Consider the following 23,108-nt stretch of genomic DNA (forward strand, 5'->3'; position numbering starts at 1 on the left):
TGCCCCCGCAGTTGCTTACTAGAGGGAGCCGCTGCGCTTGCGGACCGGCGAAGCCAGATTCGCGGCCTTGACTTGCAGAGATCGCTTCAGTCTTGCCGTAATAACGATGTTTGAACTGATCCTGCTTGCGCCGGTTGACGAGGTAGAGACGCTGAGCGATGCGCTTGATGCGCTGGACGCGCTCAGTGTGTCGGTGGAAGACGCCGATGCGCAGACTCCCGCCGAGCAGGCGCTGTTCGGCGAACCCGGCATGCCGCCACCCAAGGCGGGCTGGGAGCGCTCCCGCGTGGTGTCGCTGTTTTCCACGGAAGCGCTTGCCCGCGATGCAGCGGCCGTAGTCGCCGCTCAGGATTTTTTTGCCAGCTGCCAGATGGTCGCCATCCAGCCGGTGCCCGAGCAGGACTGGGTGCGGCTGACGCAATCCCAGTTCACGCCGGTGGAGATCACCCCCGAGTTCTGGATCGTGCCGACCTGGCACGAGCCGCCGGCGCAAGCCAGACAGGTGATCCGGCTGGACCCGGGGCTGGCGTTTGGGACCGGTACTCACCCCACCACCCGCATGTGCCTGCGCTGGATCGCTGCGCAGGGCACCAGTGCGCGGAGCGAGTGCAGCGACGGGCCGCCATTGGCAAGCACAGTCCTTTTTTCTGATGAAGGGGGCAGTGCAACGCCGGAGGCTCGCGAAGCGAAAAGCGTTGGGGCAGGTCTCGGCCGCGTGCTCGATTACGGCTGCGGCTCGGGCATCCTGGCGATAGGCGCAGCCAAGTTCGGCGCGACAGCCATTGATGCTGTCGATATCGACGAAGCGGCGGTGCAGTCCACCCTGACCAATGCCGAGGCCAACCATGTCAGCCTCAACGCCGGTCTGCCCGACAAGGCAGCTGGCATGTACCAGACCGTGCTCGCCAACATCCTGGCAACACCCCTGAAAGTGCTGGCACCGCTGCTGTGCGCCCATGTTGAAAAGGGCGGTCATCTGGTGCTCGCCGGCATTCTGGATCGCCAGGCCGACGAACTCAAGGCGGCCTATTCCCCTTACTGCCAGTTGCAGGTTTCGGACACGCAAGACGGCTGGATCCTGATGACCGCGCGGCTCTGACCCTGCAGTTGCAGCGCGCCAGCAAGCAGTACTCTGGCCGCATTGCCACCTTACAATACGGCGCTAGATGAGCCTTATTACGCGCTGTCCCGCCTGCGGCACGATGTTCAAAGTCGTGGCCGACCAACTCAAGATTTCCCAGGGATGGGTGCGTTGCGGCCAGTGCTCTGACGTCTTCGATGCTGCTGCCCATCTGCAGCCGCGCGCTTCGGCCCCGCCGCCACAGGCTTCCGCGCCAGTCAGCGGCAACGAGCGGTCGTCCACCGAACCGCGGGACGCGGAACCGGTGGCCTCACTGGCGACCTTGCTGCTAACACCTGAGCCGGCCGCAGCGCCAACGCCCCTGCCCGAACGACCCGAAGCCGCGTTTTCCGTGCCTGAAATCCAGGTGTCCATGCCTCCCGACCTGGCCGCCGAGGTGTTCGCGTCCTCCATGAACCCGGACGCCTATGTGTTGCCCGACCCAGCGCATGGCTCGCAGCAGGAGGTCAGCAACGGGCTGGGGGAATCCGAACCGCCCCTGCAAGAGGCTTACCCCGACGTGTCCTTTGTGCGTGATGCCCGTCGCCAGGCATTCTGGCGCCGTCCTGTCATGCGTTGGTCTCTGGGCGGCGCCGCACTGCTGCTGCTGGTGGCACTGCTGCTTCAGGCGGCGCTGTTCCAGCGCAGTGCGCTGGCTGCGCGCGAGACCAGTCTGCGGGCTGGCCTGCAGGTATTGTGCGGCTACCTGCGCTGCGAGATCCCGCCCTTGCGGCAGATCGAGTCCATCGTGATCGACAGTTCGTCGTTCAACAAGATTGCGCCCGACGCCTACCGCCTCAAGGTGGTGATCAAGAACACAGGAGCCGTTGCGCTGGCCATGCCTGCGCTCGAACTGACCCTGACCGACAACCAGGACCAGGCGCTGCTGCGGCGCGTACTGGCGCCGGGGGAGCTCGGCGCCGATGCCGACACGCTGGCAGCTGGCTCAGAGTTCTCGGGTACGCTGGCCATCTCAATTTCCAATTCCGTTCCCGGTGCCAGCGCCTCTCAGGCATCTGCGCCAAAACCTTCCGGTCCATTGCGGATCGCCGGTTACCGGGTTCTTGCTTTTTATCCCTGACTGAATCGAGACCTTCATGCCTGCTGTGATTTGTGGTTCCCTGGCCTTTGACACCATCATGACGTTTGAAGGGCGCTTTGCCGAGCAAATCCTGCCCGACCAATTGCACATCCTCAACGTATCCTTCCTGGTGCCGGCCCTGCGCCGGGAATTTGGTGGCTGCGCCGGCAACATCGCCTACGGCCTGAAGCAACTCGGCGGCACACCCCTGCCCATGGCCACGGTCGGCAGCGATGGCGCCGATTATGTGGCGCGTCTGGACACGCTGGGTATCAGCACCGAATTCATCCGTGAGGTACCCGATGCCTACACGGCCCAGGCCATGATCATGACGGACCGCGACAACAACCAGATCACGGCCTTTCACCCCGGCGCCATGGGGCAGGCTCACACCACGACCATCCAGGCGCGTGCCGACGTTGTCATCGGCATCATCTCGCCGGACGGACGTGACGCGATGCTGCAGCACGCCGAACAGTTCAAGGCGGCCGGCATTCCCTTTGTTTTCGATCCGGGCCAGGGCCTGCCGATGTTTGACGGCAAGGACCTGGCGCACTTCGTCGAGCTGGCGACCTGGGTCACAGTCAACGACTACGAAGCCAAGCTGCTGTGTGACCGCACCGACCTGTCCTGCGCCGAGATCTCGCGCAAAGTCGAAGGGCTGGTCGTGACCCTCGGCGGCGAAGGCTGTGAGGTCTGGGTGGCCGGCGAAAAAACGCTGGTGCCGCCGGTCAAGGCCGCCGAGGTGGTGGACCCGACCGGCTGCGGCGATGCGTTTCGCGGCGCGCTGCTGTTCGGCCTCGAAAAAGGCTGGCCGCTGGTGCGCTGCGCCGAGCTGGGCAACCGTGTCGGCGCCCACAAGATTTCCTACCGGGGCGGCCAGAATTACACGCTGACTTCGGATAAAATCGGCTTCTAGCCCATGATTGACGTGGGCGAGCAGCTATCTATTCGATAGCGCTTCGCCTGTACCGGTTGACCGACTGCGCAGGCGGCACACGCGCGCGCAGACATTCTATTCTGCGTGGGGAAAATAAAAAGCCCGGCGTCTTGCGACGCCGGGCTTTAAGCAAAACTACCTTGTTGCTTACGGCTTGCTGGCTGTTGGAAACGGCCAGGCAGCTTGCGGGTTCAGAGTTGTCTGAGCCGCAGGGGCAGCCGGGGCAGCGGGTGCTTTGGCAGCGGGTTTTTTCGCGGCTTTCTTCGCAGCGGGCTTTTTCGCTGCTTTCTTGGCTGCAGGCTTCTTGGCAGCGGGTTTCTTCGCAGCAGCTTTCTTCGCTGGTGCTTTTTTCGCTACTTTTTTCGCCGCAGGCTTTTTCGCCGCTGCTTTTTTCGCAGCTGGCTTTTTGGCCGCTACTTTCTTGGCCGGGGCTTTTTTCGCTGGCGCTTTTTTCGCAGGAGCTTTTTTAGCTGCTACTTTTTTCGCTGGCGCTTTTTTGGCCGGGGCTTTTTTCGCTGCTACTTTTTTAGCAGGCGCTTTTTTAGCCACTACTTTTTTCGCAGGGGCTTTCTTCGGAGCAGCTTTTTTAGCCGCAGATTTTTTCGCAGTTGCCATAGTTTTCTCCTTGATCACATTGCAAAGAGCACTTCACGTTTGGAGTACGCGAAGCGATTCACGGCGTTGGGCTGGCGGATAACCGCGCCCAGCGCCGCGAACACAGGAGCAAAGCCCAACGCGCACTCTTCGGTAGCGTCACTGGTCATTGCAATTCTTGAAATCATTGGTCGTCGCCTGTCAATCCCAGGAGAGAGCGCCACCGGACTGGTACTCAATCACACGGGTTTCAAAAAAGTTGCGTTCTTTTTTCAGGTCACTCATCTCGCTCATCCACGGGAACGGGTTTTCCTCGTTCGGGAACAGCGTCTCCAGGCCGATCTGCGTGGCCCGACGGTTGGCAATGTAGCGCAGGTAGCCCTTGAACATGGACGCATTGAGCCCCAGCACGCCACGCGGCATGGTGTCTTCAGCGTAGCGGTACTCCAGCTCGACGGCTTTCAGGAACAGGGCCTTGATCTCGGCCTTGAAGTCGGCGGTCCACAGCAGAGGGTTTTCCAGCTTGAGCTGGTTGATCAGGTCGATACCAAAATTGCAGTGCATCGATTCATCGCGCAGGATGTACTGGTACTGCTCGGCGGCGCCTGTCATCTTGTTCTGACGGCCCAGCGCCAGAATCTGCGTGAAGCCGACGTAGAAGAACAGGCCTTCCATCAGGCAGGCAAACACGATCAGCGACTTGAGCAGGGTCTGGTCCGCCTCCTGGGTGCCGGTCTTGAAGTTCGGGTCAGAAATCGCGTCGATGAAGGGAATCAGGAACTGGTCCTTGTCCTTGATCGACTGCACCTCGTTGTAGGCGTTGAAGATTTCGCTTTCGTCCAGGCCCAGCGACTCGGTGATGTACTGGTAGGCATGGGTGTGAATGGCTTCTTCGAAAGCCTGGCGCAGCAGAAACTGGCGGCACTCGGGCGCCGTGATGTGGCGGTAGGTGCCCAGCACGATGTTGTTGGCGGCCAGCGAATCGGCGGTGACAAAGAAACCCAGGTTGCGCTTGACCAGGCGACGTTCGTCTTCGGTCAGACCGTTCGGATCTTTCCAGAGCGCGATGTCGCGCGTCATGTTGACTTCCTGCGGCATCCAGTGGTTGGCGCAGCTGGCCAGATATTTTTCCCAGGCCCATTTGTACTTGAACGGAACCAGCTGGTTCACATCGGTCTGGCCGTTGATGATGCGTTTGTCGGCGGCCTTGACGCGGTGTCCAGTGGGGGCGACGGCAGCAGGAGCGGCAGCACGTGTCTGCGTGGAAGTCAGGGCGCTGTCGTCAAGCATGCGGGGCGCTGCTTGAGACTGCAAAGAAAGAGGCGGAAAATCCATCGAGCGGCCTTCAGGCAAGCCGCTGTTCAAAGATTTTTGCAACGATGGTTTAGCTTCTTCGTCCCAGGTCAACATAGATGTTTCCAATAAGTTGGATTATGAAAGCAGCGATACAAAATGAAAAGTGTTCATTCACATCGCTATAAATTAGTGTTGCTCAATTACATCGAATCGGGCACCGAAGTTTTCAGCGCCGCGATCCGTTTTGTTATTGGCAAGCCTCGCAACCCGGATCATCAATCGCACAAAACTTGATGTCGGTGGCAGGCGATGCATTCATCTGCGCCTGCGCTGTTGCAGCGGCTGCGTCGAGCGCGTTCATGCTGCCCGTGTCGTCGGTGTTACCCGAAGCCACTGCATTCATCTTGCCGGCTTTGACCGTGGATTTTTCGGCATGTGTTGCGCTCATGGTGCGCAGGTAGTAAGTGGTTTTCAGGCCGCGCAACCATGCGAGCTTGTAGGTGTCGTCGAGCTTCTTGCCTGAGGCGCCCGCCATGTAGATGTTGAGCGACTGCGCCTGGTCAATCCACTTCTGCCGGCGTGAGGCTGCTTCGACCAACCAGGTGGCGTCGACTTCAAACGCCGTGGCGTACAGGGCCTTGATGTCCTGCGGCACACGGTCGATGGGGCGCAGCGATCCATCAAAATGTTTGAGGTCTACCACCATCACATCGTCCCACAGCCCCAGACGCTTGAGGTCGCGCACCAGGTAGTGATTGATGACCGTGAACTCGCCGGACAGGTTGGACTTCACCGAGAGGTTGCCGAAGCAGGGCTCGATGCTGGCGTCCACGCCAATGATATTGGAGATGGTGGCGGTCGGGGCGATGGCCGCGCAGTTGGAGTTGCGCATGCCGTCCAGAGCGATTTTCTGGCGCAGCGCATCCCAGTCCAGGGTCGCCGAGCGGTCCACTTCCAGGTAGCCGCCACGTTGCTTGGCCAGCAGGTCCAGTGTGTCCAGCGGCAGGATGCCCTGGTCCCACAGCGAGCCCTTGTAGCTGGTGTACCTGCCGCGCTCTTTGGCCAGCTCGGTCGATGCCCAGTAAGCGTGGTAACACACGGCTTCCATGGACTTGTCGGCGAAATCGACGGCGGCGTCCGACGCATAAGGGATACGCAGCTCGTACAGGCAGTCCTGGAAACCCATCAGCCCCAAGCCCACCGGGCGATGACGCATGTTGGAGTCGCGCGCCTTCTTGACGGCGTAGTAATTGACGTCGATCACGTTGTCCAGCATGCGCATGGCCGTTGTGATGGTCCTTTTCAGCTTTTCATGGTCAACAGCACCGTCCTTCAAATGCTGGACCAGATTCACGGAGCCGAGATTGCAAACTGCGGTTTCGGTGTCGCTGGTATTGAGCGTGATCTCGGTGCACAGATTGGACGAGTGCACAACGCCGACGTGCTGCTGGGGTGAACGCACATTGCAGGCATCCTTGAACGTGATCCAGGGATGGCCAGTCTCGAACAGCATCGAGAGCATCTTGCGCCACATGTCGATGGCCTGCAGCTTGCGGGAAGGCTTGATTTCCCCGCGTTCGGCTTTGGCTTCGTAAGCCACATAGGCCTTTTCGAACTCGACGCCGAACTTGTCATGCAGATCCGGCGTGTCCGACGGCGAGAACAGCGTCCAGCTGCCTTTTTCCATGACGCGGCGCATGAACAGGTCGGGGATCCAGTTGGCGGTGTTCATGTCGTGTGTACGGCGGCGGTCGTCGCCGGTGTTTTTGCGCAACTCCAGGAACTCCTCGATGTCCAGATGCCAGGTTTCCAGGTAGGCGCAGACCGCGCCCTTGCGTTTGCCGCCCTGGTTGACGGCGACGGCGGTGTCGTTGACCACCTTGAGGAAAGGCACCACGCCTTGCGATTCGCCGTTGGTACCCTTGATGTGGGCGCCAAGCGCGCGCACCGGGGTCCAGTCGTTGCCCAGGCCGCCGGCGAACTTGGACAGCAGTGCGTTTTCCTTGATGGCGTCGTAGATGCCGCCCAGGTCGTCGGCCACCGTGGTCAGGTAGCAGGACGACAACTGTGAGCGCAAGGTACCGGCGTTGAACAGCGTCGGTGTGCTCGACATGAAGTCGAAGGAGGACATGATTTCGTAGAACTCGATCGCGCGGGCTTCGCGGTCAATCTCGTCAAGCGACAAGCCCATGGCCACACGCATGAAGAAAGCCTGCGGCAGCTCGATACGCTGCTTGCGCACGTGCAGGAAGTAGCGGTCGAACAGGGTCTGCAGGCCGAGATAGTCGAATTTCAGGTCTCGCTCGGGCTTGAGCGCAGCGCCCAGCCGCTCCAGGTCGAACTGCTGCAGTCTTTCATCGAGCAGTTCGTTCTGCACACCCTTGGCGATGAACTGCGGGAAGTACTCGGCGTAACGCGTGCCCATGTCCTCCTGGACAACTTCCTCGCCCAGCACTTCGCGGCGTATCGTGTGCAGCAGCAGGCGAGCCGTGGCGTAGGTGTAGTCCGGGTCTTTTTCGATCAGGGTCCTGGCCGCCAGGATGGAAGCCTTGTAAACCTCGTCGATAGGCACGCCGTCGTACAGGTTGCGCATGGTTTCAGCAACGATGGGGTCCGGCTTGATGTCGGTGCCGAGGCCGGCGCAGGACGCTTCGATCAGCGCCGTCAGCTTGCCGATGTCCAGCGCGACCTTTTTGCCGCCATCCAGCACATGCAGCTGCGGCGCCTCGGAAACCGCTGGTTGCGGCTGCCGGGCGCGTTCCTGCGTGCGTTTTTCGCGGTACAGCACATAGGCCCGGGCGATTTCGTGGTGGCCGCCGCGCATCAGGCCCAGCTCGACATGGTCCTGCACGTCTTCTATATGAAAGGTGCCGCCGCCTGGACGCGAACGCATCAGCGCCCGCATGACGGCCTGTGTCAGCTCATCGACCGTCTCGCGGACGCTGGCCGAAGCCGCGCCCTGGGTGCCGTGCACTGCCAGGAAGGCTTTCATCATGGCGACGGCAATCTTGTTTGGCTCAAAAGGAACCACTGAGCCGTTGCGTCGGATGATCTGGTAGTGGGTCAGGGGGTTGGGCTGGGCGGCGTGGCCGCCGGACTGGGGGGCCACCGGCACCGCGGTGGCGACGGATGTTGCATGTTGGACTGTTTGCATGGTTCCTCTTTGTGCTTGTTGTTGGATGAGCTTGATGGTGCAGGGTCAGGGCAAAAGGGAGGGCTGACGGTTGCCGGGGGTGGACACGTTTGGCTGCTGTTCCTTGGGGTTGGGGCACCCTGCATGCATCAAATTGAATATAGGGCCTAGACACTATACCTAGGGTCTGAATTGATTTCAAGCACTACAGGTAGTGTATCGCGCGCTTTTGGGAGCGTTACTTTGTGTAGCGATTTTGGCTCGGTAAAAAATGCACATCTTTGGTCAGGGTGCGGCCTGGACGACGCGTTCCATGCATGCCAGGGAAAGACCGCAAATGGCTTGCCGCCCGCAGTGGGATTGGCTTTAGCCGGTACGCTGGCAAGTCAGCCGGCTCTCAGCAAGCGTATTCATTTTTCTGCCGTGCACCCCAATAGGGTGTTTTGACTGGTCGGCGATTCAGGCGTTTGCGGGAAAACACTTAGACGGCAAACCCAGCGAGGCCTGCAATTGCGACCAGTCAAAGCCCTCACCCGGGTCGTGCTTGCGGCCGCTGGCGATGTGCTCGTGGCCGGCCAGGTGTTCAATCGGGTAGCGCAGCAGCAGCGCCGCGCAGATGCTGGAAAGCGTTTCGTATTGGGCGGCTTCAAACAGCCCGCCCTCCAGGCCTTCGAGCTCGATACCGATAGAGTCGTCGTTGCAGTTGCTGCGGCCCCGGTAACTCGATTGCCCCGCGTGCCAGGCGCGCTGGTCGCAGCTGACGAACTGCCACAACTGGCCATCGCGGGTGATGAAAAAATGCGAGGACACCTCGAGCCCCCGAATACTCTTGAAGTAGGGGTGGGCGTCCCAGTCCAGTTCGTTGATGAACAGCTTTTGCACCTGGCTGGTTCCGAACTGGCCAGGCGGCAGACTGATGGAGTGAATCACGATCAGGTCAATCAGGGCACCTTCCGGTCGGGCACCGAAATTGGGCGAAGTCAGCCCCCGTGCGTAGCGATACCAGCCTTGTTGCCACAGCGGCGGTCCGGCAGGCATCTTATCCGGGCTCATCGGTGGCGTCGTCGCCGTTGGGGGTGACGATGTTCAGCCGGGCAATGCGGTAACGGATCTGGCGCAGACTGATGCCCAGCCTGGCGGCGGCGGCGGTGCGGTTGAATCCTGTTTCCTGCAGCACCCTCGACAAAATGCCGCGCTCCTGCCCGTCGAGAAAGTCCTGCAGGTTTTCCGGGACCACCACCTGCTCGGGCGGCGGCGGCTCCAGGTGCAGGTCGCTGCCTTCGCCGAGCGCGACGGCGCGGTGCAGGATATTTTCCAGCTCGCGCACATTACCGTTGAACGGATGGGCCTGCAGACTTTTCAGGACCTGGCCGGAAATGTCAGGCGCAGGCAGGCCCGACTCCTTGCAGATCCGGCCCAGCAGGTCCCGGCACAGCGCCGGCAGGTCCTCGCGGCGCTCGCGCAGCGCCGGCACATGGATCTCAATGACGTTGAGCCGGTAATACAGGTCCTGGCGAAAGTGCCCGGAGGCCACCCCGGCACCCAGGTCCTTGTGCGAGGCGCTGACCACACGCACATCGACCGTGTCTTCCTGAGCCGAACCCAGAGGCCGGACCACTCGCTCCTGGATCGCACGCAGCAGCTTGGACTGCATGGCCAGCGGCAGGTCGCCGATTTCATCGAGAAACAAGGTGCCACCCTCGGCCGCCTGGAAGTAACCCAGGCGGTCCTGCGCCGAACCGGTGTAAGCACCTTTGCGGGCGCCAAAAAACTCCGCCTCCAGCAGGGCCTCGGGGATGGCGCCGCAGTTCACCGCCACAAAAGGCCCTGCGGCGCGGTGGCTGCAGTCATGCACCGCACGCGCGACCAGCTCCTTGCCGGTGCCCGATTCTCCCTGGATCAGCACCGGCGCCATGCTGCCCGCAACCTTGACGATGCGGGCCTTGACCGCCTGCATGACGGGCGACTCGCCAACCAGGCGTTGCAGGGTGAGCGCGCCATCCTGGGATTTTCCGGCCCGGGGGAAGGCCGCGCCGGGTTCGCCATCGGATCTGCTTTTTTCCGGGTTGGCCGGGCCCTGAATGGCGGACGCCACCACGCTGCGGAACTGCTTGAGATCCACGGGCTTGGTGAGGTAGTCAAAGGCGCCTGCCTTGAGCGCTTCCACTGCATTTTCAGCGGACCCATGCGCGGTGATGACGACGCAGCGTTCTGATCGCTGCTGCCTCTCCATCTCGCGCAGCAGCTCCAGCCCCAGGCCGTCGGGCAATCGCATGTCGGTGATGACGGCGTCAAAACGCCGCTCCTGCAACTGGACACGCGCCTGCGCCAGATCAGCGGCTGTTTCCACCCGATAACCCTCCCGCAGCAGCGTCAACTCGTACAGGGTGCGCAGGTCCGGCTCATCGTCGATGACCAGGATGTGGGCCTGAATGGGAGTGTTCATGGTCTGGTGCCAGGGTCGGGACCGCAGATCAAAACAAGGTGTCGCTGGTGGCCGGAGGCAACACCATGTCGGCAGACACTGGCCGGAAAATCACAAAAAACTCGTTGCCTTCCACACGCTCGCGCGCCACCCGCTGATAGCCCACGGCTGCGCCATGGCGTTCGCAGAGTTCCCTGCAGATGTACAGGCCCAGTCCGCTGGATCGGCTCTCGGACGAAAAAAAAGGTTCGAACAAATGCGACTGCACGGTTTTTTCGAGTGGCTGCCCGTCGCTCCAGACCATCAGTCGTATCTGCCCCGCCGACACATCGGTGGAGACCTGAATGGCATCGGCGGCAGGGCTGGCATAACGCAAGGCATTGTCCAGCAGATTGACCATCAGGCGCCGCAGATGTTCAGCCTCAAACAGGACAGCAGTCTGGCCGGTGTCCGGCCGGATGCGCAGCCGCTGGCTGGAGCCGGTCTGCTGCGCCCAGTCCGCGCAAACGCGCCGCACCATGTCGTCCAGCCGCAGTGCCCGCGTCTGCACCTGGGGCGTCTGTTCCTGAACACGCGACAGGTTGAGAATTTCCTCGACGATACGCGCCAGGCGCTGGGCATTTTGCGCGACCATACCCGTGAGTTGCCGGTGCCCGGCATCCTGCAGGTCCTCTTCGAGCAAGGCGTTGGCCTGCGTGATGGCCGCCAGCGGGTTGCGGATTTCGTGGGCGACGGCGGCCGACATGCGGCCCATGGCTGCCATTTTTTCGGTGCGGACCCTGGCCTCCATCTCCCTCAAGTCTTCCAGAAACATGACGCAAAGGCTTTCCTGCGAGCCATCGCGCGAAGCGGCCAGCCGCGTGCGCACCTGCAGCCGCCGGGCGTGGCGCGAGGCATGCTCAAGGCTCACGTCGGCCTGCTGCGGCGCCTGCCGCTCGAAGGTCCGGTGCGCCAGTTCAGCCAGCGGCTGCCAGGCGAATTCGGCGGCGAGCATGAAGGGGGCGGCTCGCGCCTCGCCCTGGGCCGTCAGCAGGCGCCTGGAAGCCGGGTTGGCCGCATGCACGACACCATGGGTGTCAATCACCAGCACGCCATCGACCAGGGTGTCGATCACCAGTTCATTGACCTGGGACTGTATGCGCGCGGCGGACTGGCTGCTGTAGGCCCGCTGCTCTTCACGCGACAGGCGCAGGGCGAGCTGGTTGGCCAGCAGCGCAACGGCAAAAAAACCGGAGCCGCTCAGGCCTGCCTGCAGGAAGCGGGCGGTGGAATCAACCTGCGTTTGCAGCGACACCCACCAGGCATCGGCCAGCAGCAGCAAGGTCACACTGGCGGCCGTCCCCAGTGCCAGCAGGAGGGGCCCCAGGATGGAAGCCAACAGTACCGGCAGTGCAAACAGTGCGGTGTAATTCAGCGTCCCCAGTTGCAGAAAATTCAACGCCGAAAACGCCACCACATCGATGCCGACCGTATACACCCAATGGGCGTCAAAGGTGCTGCCCGGGCGCTGGGGGCGGCCCCACACGCGCACCGCCAGTGTTGCCGCAAAATAAGCCACGGACAGAAAAATCATGGTCGTTGGCATGGGTTGCCCGAGCACGTAAATCGAGGCCTGCAAGGCGAGCAGCACGCTGGCAATGGTGACGCGTGCCGTCATGAAGGCCCGCCACAGACGGCCAAATGATTCGCCGCTGGCCCCTGCATCCCAGGCACCGTTGCCCCCGGCCGTCGGGCCGAACCAGGAGTTGTCCGAATCGGCGTCTGTCGTCATTCAGGCCTCGCCCTGGCGGCGATGTTCCTCGCTGCAATACATGCCGTGATTGCCGGGCAAGGCGTCCGGCCGGGGCAGGTGGACCGCACAGACGGAACAGGCCACGACCTCGGTGGCCTGTTTCGGTCCGGCCACGGGCGGGGCGGGAGGCCGCCGCGTCTTCTCCCGGAGTTCGGTACGCCGGTTGTTGCGCCAGAACCAGACACCGACCAGCACCACAACAAGGACGATCAGGTATTTCATGGGTTCATGCGCGTTTTAAAACAACTTCAAGCACAAAACGCGAACCCGCATAACCGAGCAGCAGCAGGCCGGAGCCCAGATAGAGCAGGCGCACGGCCTGGCGGCCGCGCCAGCCCAGGCGTGCCCGGCCCGCCAGCAAACCGGCAAAGGTCAGCCAGGCCAGCACGGAAAAAACGGTCTTGTGGTTCCATTGCCCGGCCAGGCCCGGCCCGTACAGGGTTTCGGCAAACAGCCAGCCGACCGCCAGCGTGGCCGTCAGCAGCACAAATCCGGCCTGCACAAAACGAAAGGTCAGGCGCTCAAGCGTCAGCAGGGGCACGCCGGTGTCGGGCTGCGAGGCCGAGCGGATGGACCGCTCGGAGCGGTTCATCAGCCAGCCGTGCACCACAGCTGCGGCAAACAGGCCGTAAGAGGCAATTCCCAGCGCCCAGTGCAGCGGCAGCCAGGGCGAGGCGATCCGGTGGTAGCTGGAGCCCGGAAACACCAGCGCGAGCAACACGGCAGCGCTACCCAGGCCGGCCAACGCCCAGCGCGCCTTGAGCTGTGGAAACAGCCGGCTTTCAACCGCGTACACACTGAGCACCAGCCAGACGGTCATCGACAAAGCGGGCGCAAAACCGAAGCGCGGTGGTTCTCCAAGCAGGCCGTCTGCCAGCGCGAGCGCGTGCAGCAGCCAGGCCAGAAACAGCACCACCCGGGTGCTTGACTGAGCCAAGCGGCGGGCGGCCAGCGCCAGCACGGCATAGGCCAGCGCGGCGCCCAGGGCCGTCGCCAGACCCCACCCAGCGCTCAAAGTTAAAATCATGGCTACAGTTTAGCTGTAGCTGCCTGTAGCGCAGGCCGGTTTTATTCATCTACTTCCTTTTGCTCCAGCTGTGGAGCCTGCCCATGGCCTCTGCCCTTACCGACAAACTCTCACGCCTCGTCCAGGAAATGCGGGGCCAGGCCCGCATCACCGAATCCAATGTCCAGGACATGCTGCGCGAGGTGCGCATGGCGCTGCTCGAAGCCGACGTGGCGCTGCCCGTGGTGCGTGACTTCATCGCCCGCGTCAAGGACAAGGCGCTGGGCCAGGAGGTGATGAGTTCGCTGTCACCCGGCCAGGTGCTGGTCAGCATCGTCAACCGCGAGCTGGCCGCGACCATGGGCGAAGGCATCAGCGACATCAACCTGGCTGCCCAGCCGCCGGCGGTGATTCTGATGGCCGGCCTTCAGGGCGCCGGTAAAACCACGACCACGGCCAAACTGGCCAAACACCTGATTGAAAAGCGCAAGAAAAAAGTGCTCACGGTATCGGGTGACGTGTACCGCCCTGCGGCCATCGAGCAGCTCAAAACCGTGACGAAGCAGGCCGGCGCCGAGTGGTTTCCGAGTACGGTTGATCAAAAGCCGGTGGACATCGCGCTGGCCGCGCTGGACTACGCACGCAAACATTTTTTCGATGTGCTGCTGGTCGATACCGCCGGCCGACTGGCCATTGACGAAGCCCTGATGGCCGAGATCAAGGCGCTGCATGCCGCGCTGAACCCGGTCGAAACCCTGTTCGTGGTCGATGCCATGCAGGGCCAGGATGCGATCAACACCGCCAGGGCTTTCAAGGAAGCACTGCCGTTGACCGGCATCATCCTGACCAAGACCGACGGCGACTCGCGCGGCGGCGCAGCGCTGAGCGTGCGGCAGATCACCGGTGCACCGATCAAGTTCTCGGGTACCAGTGAAAAGATCGACGGGCTCGAAGTCTTCGATGCCCAGCGCCACGCCGGGCGCATCCTCGGCATGGGCGACATCGTCGCGCTGGTCGAGCAGGTCACCGCTGGCGTGGACATGGAGGCGGCGCAAAAACTCGCCGCCAAGATGAAGTCCGGCAGCGGCTTTGACCTCAATGACTTTTTGAGCCAGCTGCAGCAAATGAAAAGCATGGGCGGCCTGTCCAGCCTGCTGGACAAGCTGCCCGCGCAAATGGCCGCCAAGGCCGGCCAGGTCGATATGAACAAGGCCGAAAAAGACATCCGCCGCAAGGAAGGCATCATCCAGAGCATGACGCCGCTGGAGCGGCGCAAGCCCGAACTCATCAAGGCCACGCGCAAGCGCCGCATCGCCGCCGGCTCCGGCGTACAGGTTCAGGACGTGAACCGCATGCTCAAGGAATTCGAGCAAATGCAGGACATGATGAAAAAAATGAAAGGCGGCGGCATGATGAAGATGATGAAACGCATGGGCGGCATGAAAGGCATGCCCAAGTTTTGAGCATGCACCGGGGTTGTTGAATAAAATAGTCCACCAGCCCTTATGTATCGGGCGCCAACAGCTATCTTGTTTGTAGCATCACGCTGCGCCTGGGGATCGCAGCGGGCAGTAGGACTGACTCCCCACTCCCAACCCCCCGCCCTTCCCTCGCCCCGCTGGGCGATGGAAGGGAGCTTCATGTGGCCGCGTGTGCTGCGCTCGCGTGCACACATGACTGTCTATTGGGATTCCCGTGCAGGAAGCGCTGCGCGCTTCCTGCACTCCGGACGGGAGTCTGTATTTGTCTTTTGTCTTTTGTCTTTTGTCTCCGCTCCCCCACCCGTCGGGCTGGGCCGAGGAGCGCAGCCGAAAACGGATCAGGGCGAGCGATTGTTTGAGCCGAAGGCGAGTTCGAGCTTGACCCCGTTTTCGGCGAGCACCGCAGGTTGCCTGGAGCGAAGCGGAAGGACCCAGACCATCGGGTCGCCTTTTCTTTTGCTTACTTTTCTTTTGGCGACGCAAAAGAAAAGTGAGTTGCTGCCGGGCAACCCCCGGCCAGTTGGCAAACCACGACAACTCAGATCACAGAGGACTTAGACAAGCTCGGCCCGAACGCAGGGAGTTCGGCCAAGGTGGTGAGGCAATTGCGGCTAAGCCCGCGCAACTACCATACCCCCATGCCCACCACCCACCTCCTCTACCTCCACGGTTTCCGCTCTTCCCCGCAGTCGACCAAGGCCAGGCAGGTCGCAGCGTGGATGCAAGCCCACCACCCCACCGTGACGTGGTGGTGCCCGCAACTGCCCCCCTCCCCGCGCGAGGCAATGACCATGGTGGCCCCGGGCATTGCCTCCTGGCCGCACACGTCGATGGCGGTGGCCGGCTCGTCACTGGGCGGGTTCTACGCCACGCACGTGGCCGAGACCCGCGGCTGCCGCGCGGTGCTGCTCAATCCAGCGGTGAACCCGGCACGCGACCTCGCGAAATACATCGGCGAGCAGACGGCCTGGCACGACCCGAGCGAGCGCTTTTTATTCGAACCGGGCTTTGTGGATGAGCTTCGGGCGCTGGAACACGGGCCGGTGGCCAGGCCCCACGATTACCTGGCCATCATCGCCAAAGGCGATGAGGTGCTGGACTGGCGCGAGATGACCGGGCGTTACCCCGGTGCCCGCATCAAGCTGCTTGAAGGCGGTGACCACGCGCTGAGCGACTTTGACACGCACATGCAGGACATGATGGACTTCCTGGACCTCGCCTGAGGGCTGCGGAAAGCTTGCCTCATTACACTAGGCGGACTAACCAAAGGATGTTGTTTTGTTTGTATTGTTTGAAGAAGCCGGCAAGTTTCTGGCCGGCCGTATTTTGTCCGAGGCCGACAGCTCGCTGCAGGTCGAGCTGGACTCGGGCAAAAGGGTCAAGCTCAAGGCCGTCAACGCGCTGCTGAAGTTTGAGAAACCCACCCCGGCCGAGCTGGTCGCCGCCGGGCAGAAGGTCAGTGAAGAGATCGAGCTGGACCTGGCCTGGGAGTTCGCCAGCGACGAGGAATTCAGCTTTTCCGACCTGGCGCGCGACTATTTCAGCGCCGACCCGGCCAAACCAGCATCCACGGTGCAGCAGGCCGCCGCCCTGTTCCGCCTGTTCGAGGCGCCCCATTATTTCCGGCGCGCCGGCAAGGGGCGCTTTCGCAAGGCGCCAGCCGAGATCCTGCAACAGGCGCTGGCCGCCATTGAAAAGAAAAAGCAGGTCCTCGCGCAGATCACCGCCTGGGCGGAAGAGCTGGCGCAAGGCAGTTGCCCGACGCCGGTGCGCGAGCAGCTCTACAAAATCCTGTTCAAGCCTGACAAGAACAGCCCGGAATACAAGGCTGTGGTCGAGGCTTCGCGCGCCGCCCACAAGGCACCGCTCGATTTGCTGCAGCAAGCCGGCGCCATTGCCTCGCCCTACCAGTTCCACTGGAAGCGCTTTCTCTTCGAAAACTTTCCCAAAGGCACCGGCTTTCCCACGGTGCAGGCGCCACCCATCAAGGACGTGTTGCCGCTGGCCGATGTGCAGGCGTTTTCCATTGACGACTCCAGCACTACCGAGATCGACGATGCGCTGTCGGTGCAGGGCTTGGGCAGCGGCGCGATCACGCTGGGCATCCACATCGCCGCGCCCGGCCTGGCCGTGCTGCCAGGCAGCCCCATCGACACGCTGGCGCGCGCGCGCCTGTCCACCGTTTACATGCCGGGTGACAAGCTGACCATGCTGCCCGACGAGGTAGTGCAAAGCTACACCTTGCAGGAGGGGCGCAACTGCCCGGCCCTGTCGCTCTATGTCACCCTCGACGAAACCACGCTGGCCATCACCGGCACGGCCACGCGGCTCGAACAGGTCCCGATAGCCGCCAACCTGCGTCACGACAAACTGGACACGGTGTTCACCGAGGATTTTTTCGAAGCCGCCACAGCGGGCGCGCCGCCGGCCGGTGTGCCCTGGGCCACCGAGCTGTCGTTTTTGCACCGGCTGGCGCGCCACCTCAAAGCCAAGCGCGAAGTGGTACGCGGCAAGCCCGAAAACTTCAACCGGCCCGACTACAACTTCAGCCTGGACAACCCACCGGGCCAGGAGCCCGAAGGCAACGAGAAGGTCAGCATCAGCATCCGAAAGCGCGGCGCACCGCTGGACCTGATCGTGGCCGAAGCCATGATCCTGGCCAACAGCACTTGGGGCGAATGGCTGGCCGAACACAGCGTGCCCGGCATCTACCGCAGCCAGGCCAGCCTGGCGCCCGGCGTGAAGGTGCGCATGGGCACCAAGGCCCTGCCGCACGCCGGAATAGGCGTCAAAAGCTACGCATGGGCAACCTCACCGCTGCGCCGCTACACCGACCTGGTCAACCAGTGGCAGATCATCGCCTGTGTGACACACGGCCGCACCGCTGCGCTTGCCGCGCCCTTCAAGCCCAAGGACGCAGAACTGTTTTCCATCATCTCGGGTTTTGACGGTGCCTACAGCGCTTACAACGGTTTCCAGGCCGGCATCGAGCGTTACTGGACCCTGAAGTACCTGCAGCAAAACGGCATCACCGAACTCACGGCCACGGCCTTCAAGGAAAACCTGGTGCGTGCTGACGACCTGCCGCTGGTGCTGCCGGCCATGGGCGCGCAAGGCCTGCCGCGTGGCGCGAGGGTGCGCATCCGTCTGGGCGAGATCGATGAGATCACGCTGGACGTGAGCGGCACGGTGGTCGAGCGCCTCGACGCGGTGGTCGATGAGGCCGCCGCGCAGCAGGTGAATGAAGAAGACAACGAGTCAGAGATCGCCGCCGGTCCGATTTCGATTGCCGTCGATCTGAACGAAACGCCAGCTGATGCGGCAGGCGCACAGGACCAGGCTGCTTAACACCGATAATCCTGTCCTGTGAAGTCCCCCAGCACCCTGTACATCGCCCTGGGCTTTTCGGTCGCCCTGCATGCGGTGCTGCTGACCGTGCGTTTTGTCGATCCCGAGCGTTTCAACCGCGTGTTCCAGGACACCCCGCTGGAAGTGATTCTGGTCAATGCCAAATCCAAAGAACGGCCGGACGTGGCCAAGGCGATTGCACAGGCTTCGCTGGCCGGCGGCGGCGACACCGACAAAGGCCGTGCCACCAGCCCCCTGCCCCCCTCGGCGCTGACCGAACTCGGCGACGCCAACGAAGATGCGCAACGCAAAATCGAGGCCATGCAGGAGCAGCAAACCCTGCTGCTGGCGCAGATCAAGAAAGAGCTCGCGGCCATGCCGCTGTCCGACCCCAAGGTGACAGCGCGCGAGACAGCGCAGGCCGAGCGCGAGGAGAAGCGCAAGAAGTTGATCAATATCCTGGCCGAGATCGAGCGTCGTATCAACGAAGAGAATGCCAGGCCGAAAAAGCGCTACATCAGCCCTGCCACGCGCGAAGAGGTCTACGCGGTGTATTACGACGCGCTGCGCCGCAAGATCGAGGAAAAGGGCACGGTCAACTTTCCCCAGATGGCGGGTAAAAAACTCTATGGTGAGCTGACCATGGTGCTCACCATCAACTTTGACGGCCGGGTATTGGCGACCGAGGTAGCCGAGACCTCGGGCAACCTGACGCTGGACCGCCGGGCTCAAAGCATTGCGCGCAGCACCGGCCCTTTCGGCGTTTTTAATGCCGCCATGCGCCGCAAGGCTGATCAGATCGTGGTGGTTTCGCGCTTCAAGTTCACGCGCGACGAAACGCTCGAAACAAAACTCACCGAACGCTGAACTCTTCGCATGGATCATTTCTGATGGATCACTACTGCGTCCTGGGCAACCCGGTTGCACACAGCAAATCACCGGCCATCCACGCGCGCTTTTCCGAGCTGACCGGCCAGGCCATGGTCTACAGCAGGCAACTGGCACCGCTGGACGGTTTCGCCGCCACGCTGCGCGCGTGGATCGCGGGCGGCGGCCGCGGCTGCAATGTGACCGTGCCCTTCAAGTTCGAGGCCTTCAACCTGGCCGGTACGGCCAGTGAGCGCGCAAAGCTGGCGCAAGCCGCCAACACGCTGAAGTTCAGCGGCGACCGTCAGCTTGAAGCCGACAACACCGACGGTGTTGGCCTGGTCAACGACATCCAGGTCAACGCTGGCGTCAGCCTAGCCGGGCGCGATATCCTGCTGCTGGGCGCTGGCGGTGCGGCGGCCGGCGTGCTGGGCCCACTGCTGGCGGCCAGGCCGCGCCGGCTGGTGGTTGCCAACCGCACACACGGCAAGGCGGTTGAACTGGTAGCGCGCCATGCGGCCCATCCGTCGCTGCAGCAGCTGCTACAAAAAACAGAGCTGCTCGCGCAGGCACCACAAGGGCTGGAGGGCGATTTTGACGTGATCATCAACGCCACCGCGAGCAGCCTGGGCGGCGGCGAGGTCCCCGTCGACGCGCGTGTGCTCAAACCCGGTGCGCTGGCCTACGACATGATGTACGGCGCAGCGGCCCAGGGCTTTGCCAGCTGGGCGCGCTCCCACGGCGCGGTACCACGCGATGGCCTGGGCATGCTGGTTGAGCAGGCCGCCGAGTCATTTCTGTTCTGGCGCGGCGTGCGGCCGCCCTCGACCCAGGTGCTCCAGGAAATGCGAAAGGCGCTGGCATGAAAGCCCTGGTCCGCTGGATGTTGCTGGTGTTGGTCGCGGCGCTTTCCGTGCAGCTTTATTTCGTCGGTCGCATCGCACTGATGGCGCTGCTGGACCCGCAATCGACGGCTTTTCAGCGCTCGGAAATCTACCGCCTGGTGGCCGAAAAAGGCAGTCTGAAATGGCGCCAGCAATGGGTGCCTTATTCAGAGCTGTCCGACAACCTAAAACGTGCAGTCATCGTGTCCGAGGATGCTACTTTTATCGAGCACGAAGGTGTGGATCTTGAAGCGCTGGAAAAAGCCTGGGAGAAAAACACCCAGGCCGAGCAGCGCGCCGAAAAAGCCGCCAGCCGGCTCGGCAGCAAGGCGGCACCTGCCGGCAAGGCTGCCGCAAGGCCGCTCAAAATTGTGGGCGGCTCCACCATCACCCAGCAACTCGCTAAAAACCTGTTCCTGTCCGGCGAGCGCACACTGCTGCGCAAAGGCCAGGAGCTGGCGCTGACGCTGATGCTGGAAGCCCTGCTGAGCAAGCAGCGCATCCTGGAGATTTACCTCAACAATGTCGAATGGGGTGAAGGCGTTTTCGGCGCCGAAGCCGCAGCGCAGCACTACTATCGCAAGCCAGCATCAAAACTCAGCGCCTACGAGGCGGCGCGACTGGCGGTGATGCTGCCGCGCCCCAAATACTTCGAGACGAGGCCCGGCTCGGGCTACCTGGCTTCGCGCGCTTCCACCATCGCGGCGCGCATGGGCGGGGTGACCGTGCCATGAATCTACCTGCCAAACTGATGAGCCTTTTCCTGCTCGGCCTGATCCGCGCGCTAACCGGCGCGCAGGCACGCTGGCAGGGTTGCCCGCCCAAGGCCGAGCAGCGCATTTATTTTGCCAACCACCAGAGCCATGCCGACCTGGTGTTGATGTGGGCCGCGCTGCCGCAGGAACTGCGCAGCATCACGCGGCCCATCGCAGCCAAGGACTACTGGACCAAAACGCCGTTCAAGCAGTGGATCACCACGGCAGTGTTCAACGCCATCTACGTGGACCGTACGAAAACCAACGACCAGGACCCGCTGGAGCCCCTGATTGATGCGCTCGAAAGCGGCGACTCCATCATCCTGTTTCCTGAGGGTACGCGCGGCAACCAGGAAGAGCCGCAGGCCTTCAAGTCCGGGTTGTACAACCTGGCGCAGCGTTTTCCCCAGGTGGTGCTGGTGCCGGCCTGGATCAACAACGTGCAGCGGGTCATGCCCAAAGGCGAAGTGGTGCCGGTACCCATCCTGTGCTCCGTGACCTTCGGTGCGCCGCTGGCGCTGGAAGCCGGCGAAGACCGCGGCAGTTTCCTGACGCGGGCGCGGCAGGCCGTCATCGCCTTGAGAGATTCCTGATGAGCAGCTTTCTGCGCAACCTCAGCCCCTCGCAGCAGGTCGGCCTGCTGTTTGTCATTGTTTTCGGCCTGCTGATTGCCGCCAGCATCACAGCGCTGGTCATGTCCTTGCGCGACCACGGCGACAACGACATCCGTACCCAGGACATCAAGGAGCTCACCAGCTTGGTCAACACCTCGTGGGTCGTGTGCACCGTGTTCTGGCTGAGCTGGGCTTCGGGAGAAACCGTGGCCACACTGCTGTTCGCCATTGTGGCTTTTTTTGCGCTGCGCGAGTTCATCACACTCTCGCCCACCCGGCATGGCGACCACCGCAGCCTGGTGCTGGCGTTTTTTGTGGTGTTGCCGCTGCAGTTCTGGCTGGTCATCAATGAGCGCTTCGACCTGGTGACGGTGTTCATCCCGGTGTATGTGTTCCTCGCCATCCCCGTGGTCAGCGCACTGGCCAACGACCCGCAGCGCTTTTTGGAGCGCAACGCCAAGCTTCAGTGGGGCATCATGGTCTGTGTCTACGGCATCAGCCACGTGCCAGCCCTGCTGCTGCTGGACTTTCCGGGTTATGTTGGAAAAAACGCCTTCCTGATTTTCTTCCTGGTGTTTGTGGTGCAGACCGGTATGCTGGTTCAGCACCTGGCGGCGCGCAAATGGCCCCGCCCGCCCACAGCGCCCCAGGTGAGTCAAACTTTTCACTGGTCGAGCTGGTTGATGGGCTTGGCCGTGGGCGGCTTTGTTGGCGGCCTGATGTCCGGCCTGACACCGTTCAAGCCGGCACAGGCCGTGGCCATGGCGCTGATTGCCTGCGTCGCCGGCTCGCTCGGCCACCTGGTGATGAAGGCTCTCAAGCGCGACCGCGGCATCACCAACTGGGGCAGCCAAGGCAAGTCGGTCACCGGCGCCAGCGGCCTGCTCGACCGTGTTGATGCCCTGTGTTTTGCCGCACCGGTATTTTTTCATTCGGTCCGGTGGTATTTTGGGCTTTAGCCCATATGCAACGGACGTGGGCAGCTATCAAAAGAAGAGCAGATGAGAATTTTGGGAATTGACCCTGGCCTGCAGATCACCGGTTTCGGCGTGATCGATGTGGACGGTCCGTCCCTGACGTATGTAGCAAGTGGCACCATCAAGACCACGCACCTGGACCGGAGCAACCTGCCGGCTCGGCTCAAGGTGCTGTTCGACGGCATTTGTGAAATCACCGCCCGCTACAGCCCCGACTGCTCGGCCTGCGAGATCGTGTTTGTCAACGTCAACCCGCAGGCCACGCTGATGTTGGGGCAGGCGCGCGGCGCCTGTGTCACGGCCCTGGTCAGCTGCAACATCGAGGTCGCCGAGTACACGCCGCTGCAGATGAAAAAAGCCGTGGCCGGTTACGGCAAGGCCGGCAAGCCGGAGGTGCAGGAGATGGTCAAACGTTTGCTCAAACTACCCGCGCTGCCCGGCAAGGATGCGGCCGATGCGCTGGCCCTGGCCATCACCCACGCGCATGTGGGCGGATCAGCTGCCATTCTGGCGCGCGCCACAACGCTCAGCCGCAAATCGACCGCGTCGTTCAAGGACGGCCGGCACCACTGATCGGCGGGCGGGGTTGCCAAGGCCCACGACCGCTGCAGTATCCGTTTCCGAGCGGGGAATGCTTCACTGAGCCGGCGCCGTGGGATCAAGATCTGAAATGGGTGGCTACGTCACGCCGTTCAGCGCGGCCAGGAGGCCATGGTCCCCACCATGCGCCGATTCACGTCCAACGTCTGCTGCACCAGGGTCAGGTCATCCTCCAAAACAACGAGGCCCTTGAAG

General features: G+C 62.5%; 21 protein-coding genes. 12 read left to right on the forward strand and 9 right to left on the reverse strand.

What is annotated here, in order from left to right; genetic code table 11:
• The first annotated feature begins 106 nt into the window (after nt 1-106).
• The 3 genes from ACESMT_RS02395 (at nt 107) to ACESMT_RS02405 (ending at nt 3,120) form a co-directional block, all read left to right on the forward strand.
• On the forward strand, nt 107-1,099 hold the full coding sequence (locus tag ACESMT_RS02395; protein WP_372824887.1) for a 50S ribosomal protein L11 methyltransferase: 993 nt from the start codon (nt 107-109) through the stop codon (nt 1,097-1,099).
• A gap of 67 nt (nt 1,100-1,166) precedes the next feature.
• Nucleotides 1,167-2,201, forward strand: coding sequence for a DUF3426 domain-containing protein (locus ACESMT_RS02400; protein WP_372824889.1), 1,035 nt, complete (start codon nt 1,167-1,169; stop codon nt 2,199-2,201).
• Between the two features lie 16 nt (nt 2,202-2,217).
• Nucleotides 2,218-3,120 carry a carbohydrate kinase family protein gene (locus tag ACESMT_RS02405; protein ID WP_372824891.1) on the forward strand — a complete coding sequence of 301 codons (903 nt, stop codon included), beginning with the start codon at nt 2,218-2,220 and terminating at the stop codon, nt 3,118-3,120.
• A 168-nt stretch (nt 3,121-3,288) separates the two neighbouring features.
• On the opposite strand, the gene ACESMT_RS02410 is transcribed toward ACESMT_RS02405, so the two are convergent.
• From ACESMT_RS02410 to ACESMT_RS02450, 9 genes are all read right to left on the reverse strand, one after another.
• Nucleotides 3,289-3,756, reverse strand: coding sequence for a histone H1-like DNA-binding protein (locus ACESMT_RS02410; protein WP_372825009.1), 468 nt, complete (start codon nt 3,754-3,756; stop codon nt 3,289-3,291).
• 14 nt (nt 3,757-3,770) lie between these two features.
• The gene (locus ACESMT_RS02415) at nt 3,771-3,905 is read right to left on the reverse strand and encodes a hypothetical protein (protein WP_372824893.1); all 135 of its coding nucleotides are present in this window, start codon (nt 3,903-3,905) and stop codon (nt 3,771-3,773) included.
• A gap of 31 nt (nt 3,906-3,936) precedes the next feature.
• Nucleotides 3,937-5,145, reverse strand: a complete 1,209-nt coding sequence (locus tag ACESMT_RS02420) for a ribonucleotide-diphosphate reductase subunit beta (protein WP_372824895.1) — start codon at nt 5,143-5,145, stop codon at nt 3,937-3,939.
• A 133-nt stretch (nt 5,146-5,278) separates the two neighbouring features.
• Complete coding sequence (locus ACESMT_RS02425; protein WP_372824897.1) at nt 5,279-8,185, reverse strand: ribonucleoside-diphosphate reductase subunit alpha; 2,907 nt, start codon at nt 8,183-8,185, stop codon at nt 5,279-5,281.
• A gap of 438 nt (nt 8,186-8,623) precedes the next feature.
• Nucleotides 8,624-9,217: a 1,6-anhydro-N-acetylmuramyl-L-alanine amidase AmpD gene (gene ampD / locus ACESMT_RS02430; RefSeq protein ID WP_372824899.1), complete on the reverse strand. Its 594-nt coding sequence runs from the start codon at nt 9,215-9,217 to the stop codon at nt 8,624-8,626.
• On the reverse strand, nt 9,204-10,610 hold the full coding sequence (locus ACESMT_RS02435; protein ID WP_372824900.1) for a sigma-54-dependent transcriptional regulator: 1,407 nt from the start codon (nt 10,608-10,610) through the stop codon (nt 9,204-9,206). Before ACESMT_RS02435 ends, ampD begins: the two co-directional genes overlap by 14 nt.
• A gap of 28 nt (nt 10,611-10,638) precedes the next feature.
• Nucleotides 10,639-12,360 carry a PAS domain-containing sensor histidine kinase gene (locus ACESMT_RS02440; protein WP_372824902.1) on the reverse strand — a complete coding sequence of 574 codons (1,722 nt, stop codon included), beginning with the start codon at nt 12,358-12,360 and terminating at the stop codon, nt 10,639-10,641.
• Nucleotides 12,361-12,603, reverse strand: a complete 243-nt coding sequence (locus tag ACESMT_RS02445) for a PP0621 family protein (protein ID WP_372824904.1) — start codon at nt 12,601-12,603, stop codon at nt 12,361-12,363.
• A 4-nt stretch (nt 12,604-12,607) separates the two neighbouring features.
• Nucleotides 12,608-13,408, reverse strand: a complete 801-nt coding sequence (locus tag ACESMT_RS02450) for an inner membrane protein YpjD (protein ID WP_372824906.1) — start codon at nt 13,406-13,408, stop codon at nt 12,608-12,610.
• A gap of 83 nt (nt 13,409-13,491) precedes the next feature.
• Here ACESMT_RS02450 and ffh point away from each other — a divergent pair, with 83 nt between their 5' ends.
• The 9 genes from ffh to ruvC all read left to right on the forward strand — a co-directional run bounded on the left by ffh (nt 13,492) and on the right by ruvC (nt 22,886).
• Entirely contained in the window at nt 13,492-14,850 is a 1,359-nt protein-coding gene (gene ffh, locus ACESMT_RS02455; protein WP_372824907.1) for a signal recognition particle protein, read from the forward strand.
• Nucleotides 14,851-15,506: 656 nt separating this feature from the next.
• Nucleotides 15,507-16,091, forward strand: coding sequence for a YqiA/YcfP family alpha/beta fold hydrolase (locus tag ACESMT_RS02460; protein WP_372824909.1), 585 nt, complete (start codon nt 15,507-15,509; stop codon nt 16,089-16,091).
• 55 nt (nt 16,092-16,146) lie between these two features.
• Complete coding sequence (locus ACESMT_RS02465) at nt 16,147-18,216, forward strand: ribonuclease catalytic domain-containing protein (RefSeq protein ID WP_372824911.1); 2,070 nt, start codon at nt 16,147-16,149, stop codon at nt 18,214-18,216.
• 18 nt (nt 18,217-18,234) lie between these two features.
• Complete coding sequence (locus tag ACESMT_RS02470) at nt 18,235-19,083, forward strand: energy transducer TonB (RefSeq protein ID WP_372824913.1); 849 nt, start codon at nt 18,235-18,237, stop codon at nt 19,081-19,083.
• Nucleotides 19,084-19,106: 23 nt separating this feature from the next.
• The gene (gene aroE / locus ACESMT_RS02475; RefSeq protein ID WP_372824915.1) at nt 19,107-19,949 is read left to right on the forward strand and encodes a shikimate dehydrogenase; all 843 of its coding nucleotides are present in this window, start codon (nt 19,107-19,109) and stop codon (nt 19,947-19,949) included.
• Nucleotides 19,946-20,701 carry a transglycosylase domain-containing protein gene (locus ACESMT_RS02480; RefSeq protein ID WP_372824917.1) on the forward strand — a complete coding sequence of 252 codons (756 nt, stop codon included), beginning with the start codon at nt 19,946-19,948 and terminating at the stop codon, nt 20,699-20,701. The genes aroE and ACESMT_RS02480 overlap by 4 nt, the downstream gene beginning before the upstream one ends.
• The gene (locus ACESMT_RS02485; RefSeq protein ID WP_372824919.1) at nt 20,698-21,315 is read left to right on the forward strand and encodes a lysophospholipid acyltransferase family protein; all 618 of its coding nucleotides are present in this window, start codon (nt 20,698-20,700) and stop codon (nt 21,313-21,315) included. Before ACESMT_RS02480 ends, ACESMT_RS02485 begins: the two co-directional genes overlap by 4 nt.
• Complete coding sequence (locus ACESMT_RS02490; RefSeq protein WP_372824921.1) at nt 21,315-22,295, forward strand: phosphatidate cytidylyltransferase; 981 nt, start codon at nt 21,315-21,317, stop codon at nt 22,293-22,295. The genes ACESMT_RS02485 and ACESMT_RS02490 overlap by 1 nt, the downstream gene beginning before the upstream one ends.
• Nucleotides 22,296-22,337: 42 nt before the next feature.
• On the forward strand, nt 22,338-22,886 hold the full coding sequence (gene ruvC / locus ACESMT_RS02495; RefSeq protein WP_372824923.1) for a crossover junction endodeoxyribonuclease RuvC: 549 nt from the start codon (nt 22,338-22,340) through the stop codon (nt 22,884-22,886).
• Nucleotides 22,887-23,108 lie beyond the last annotated feature (222 nt).

The organism is Polaromonas sp. (assembly GCF_041689105.1).
GTDB lineage: Bacteria > Pseudomonadota > Gammaproteobacteria > Burkholderiales > Burkholderiaceae_C > Polaromonas.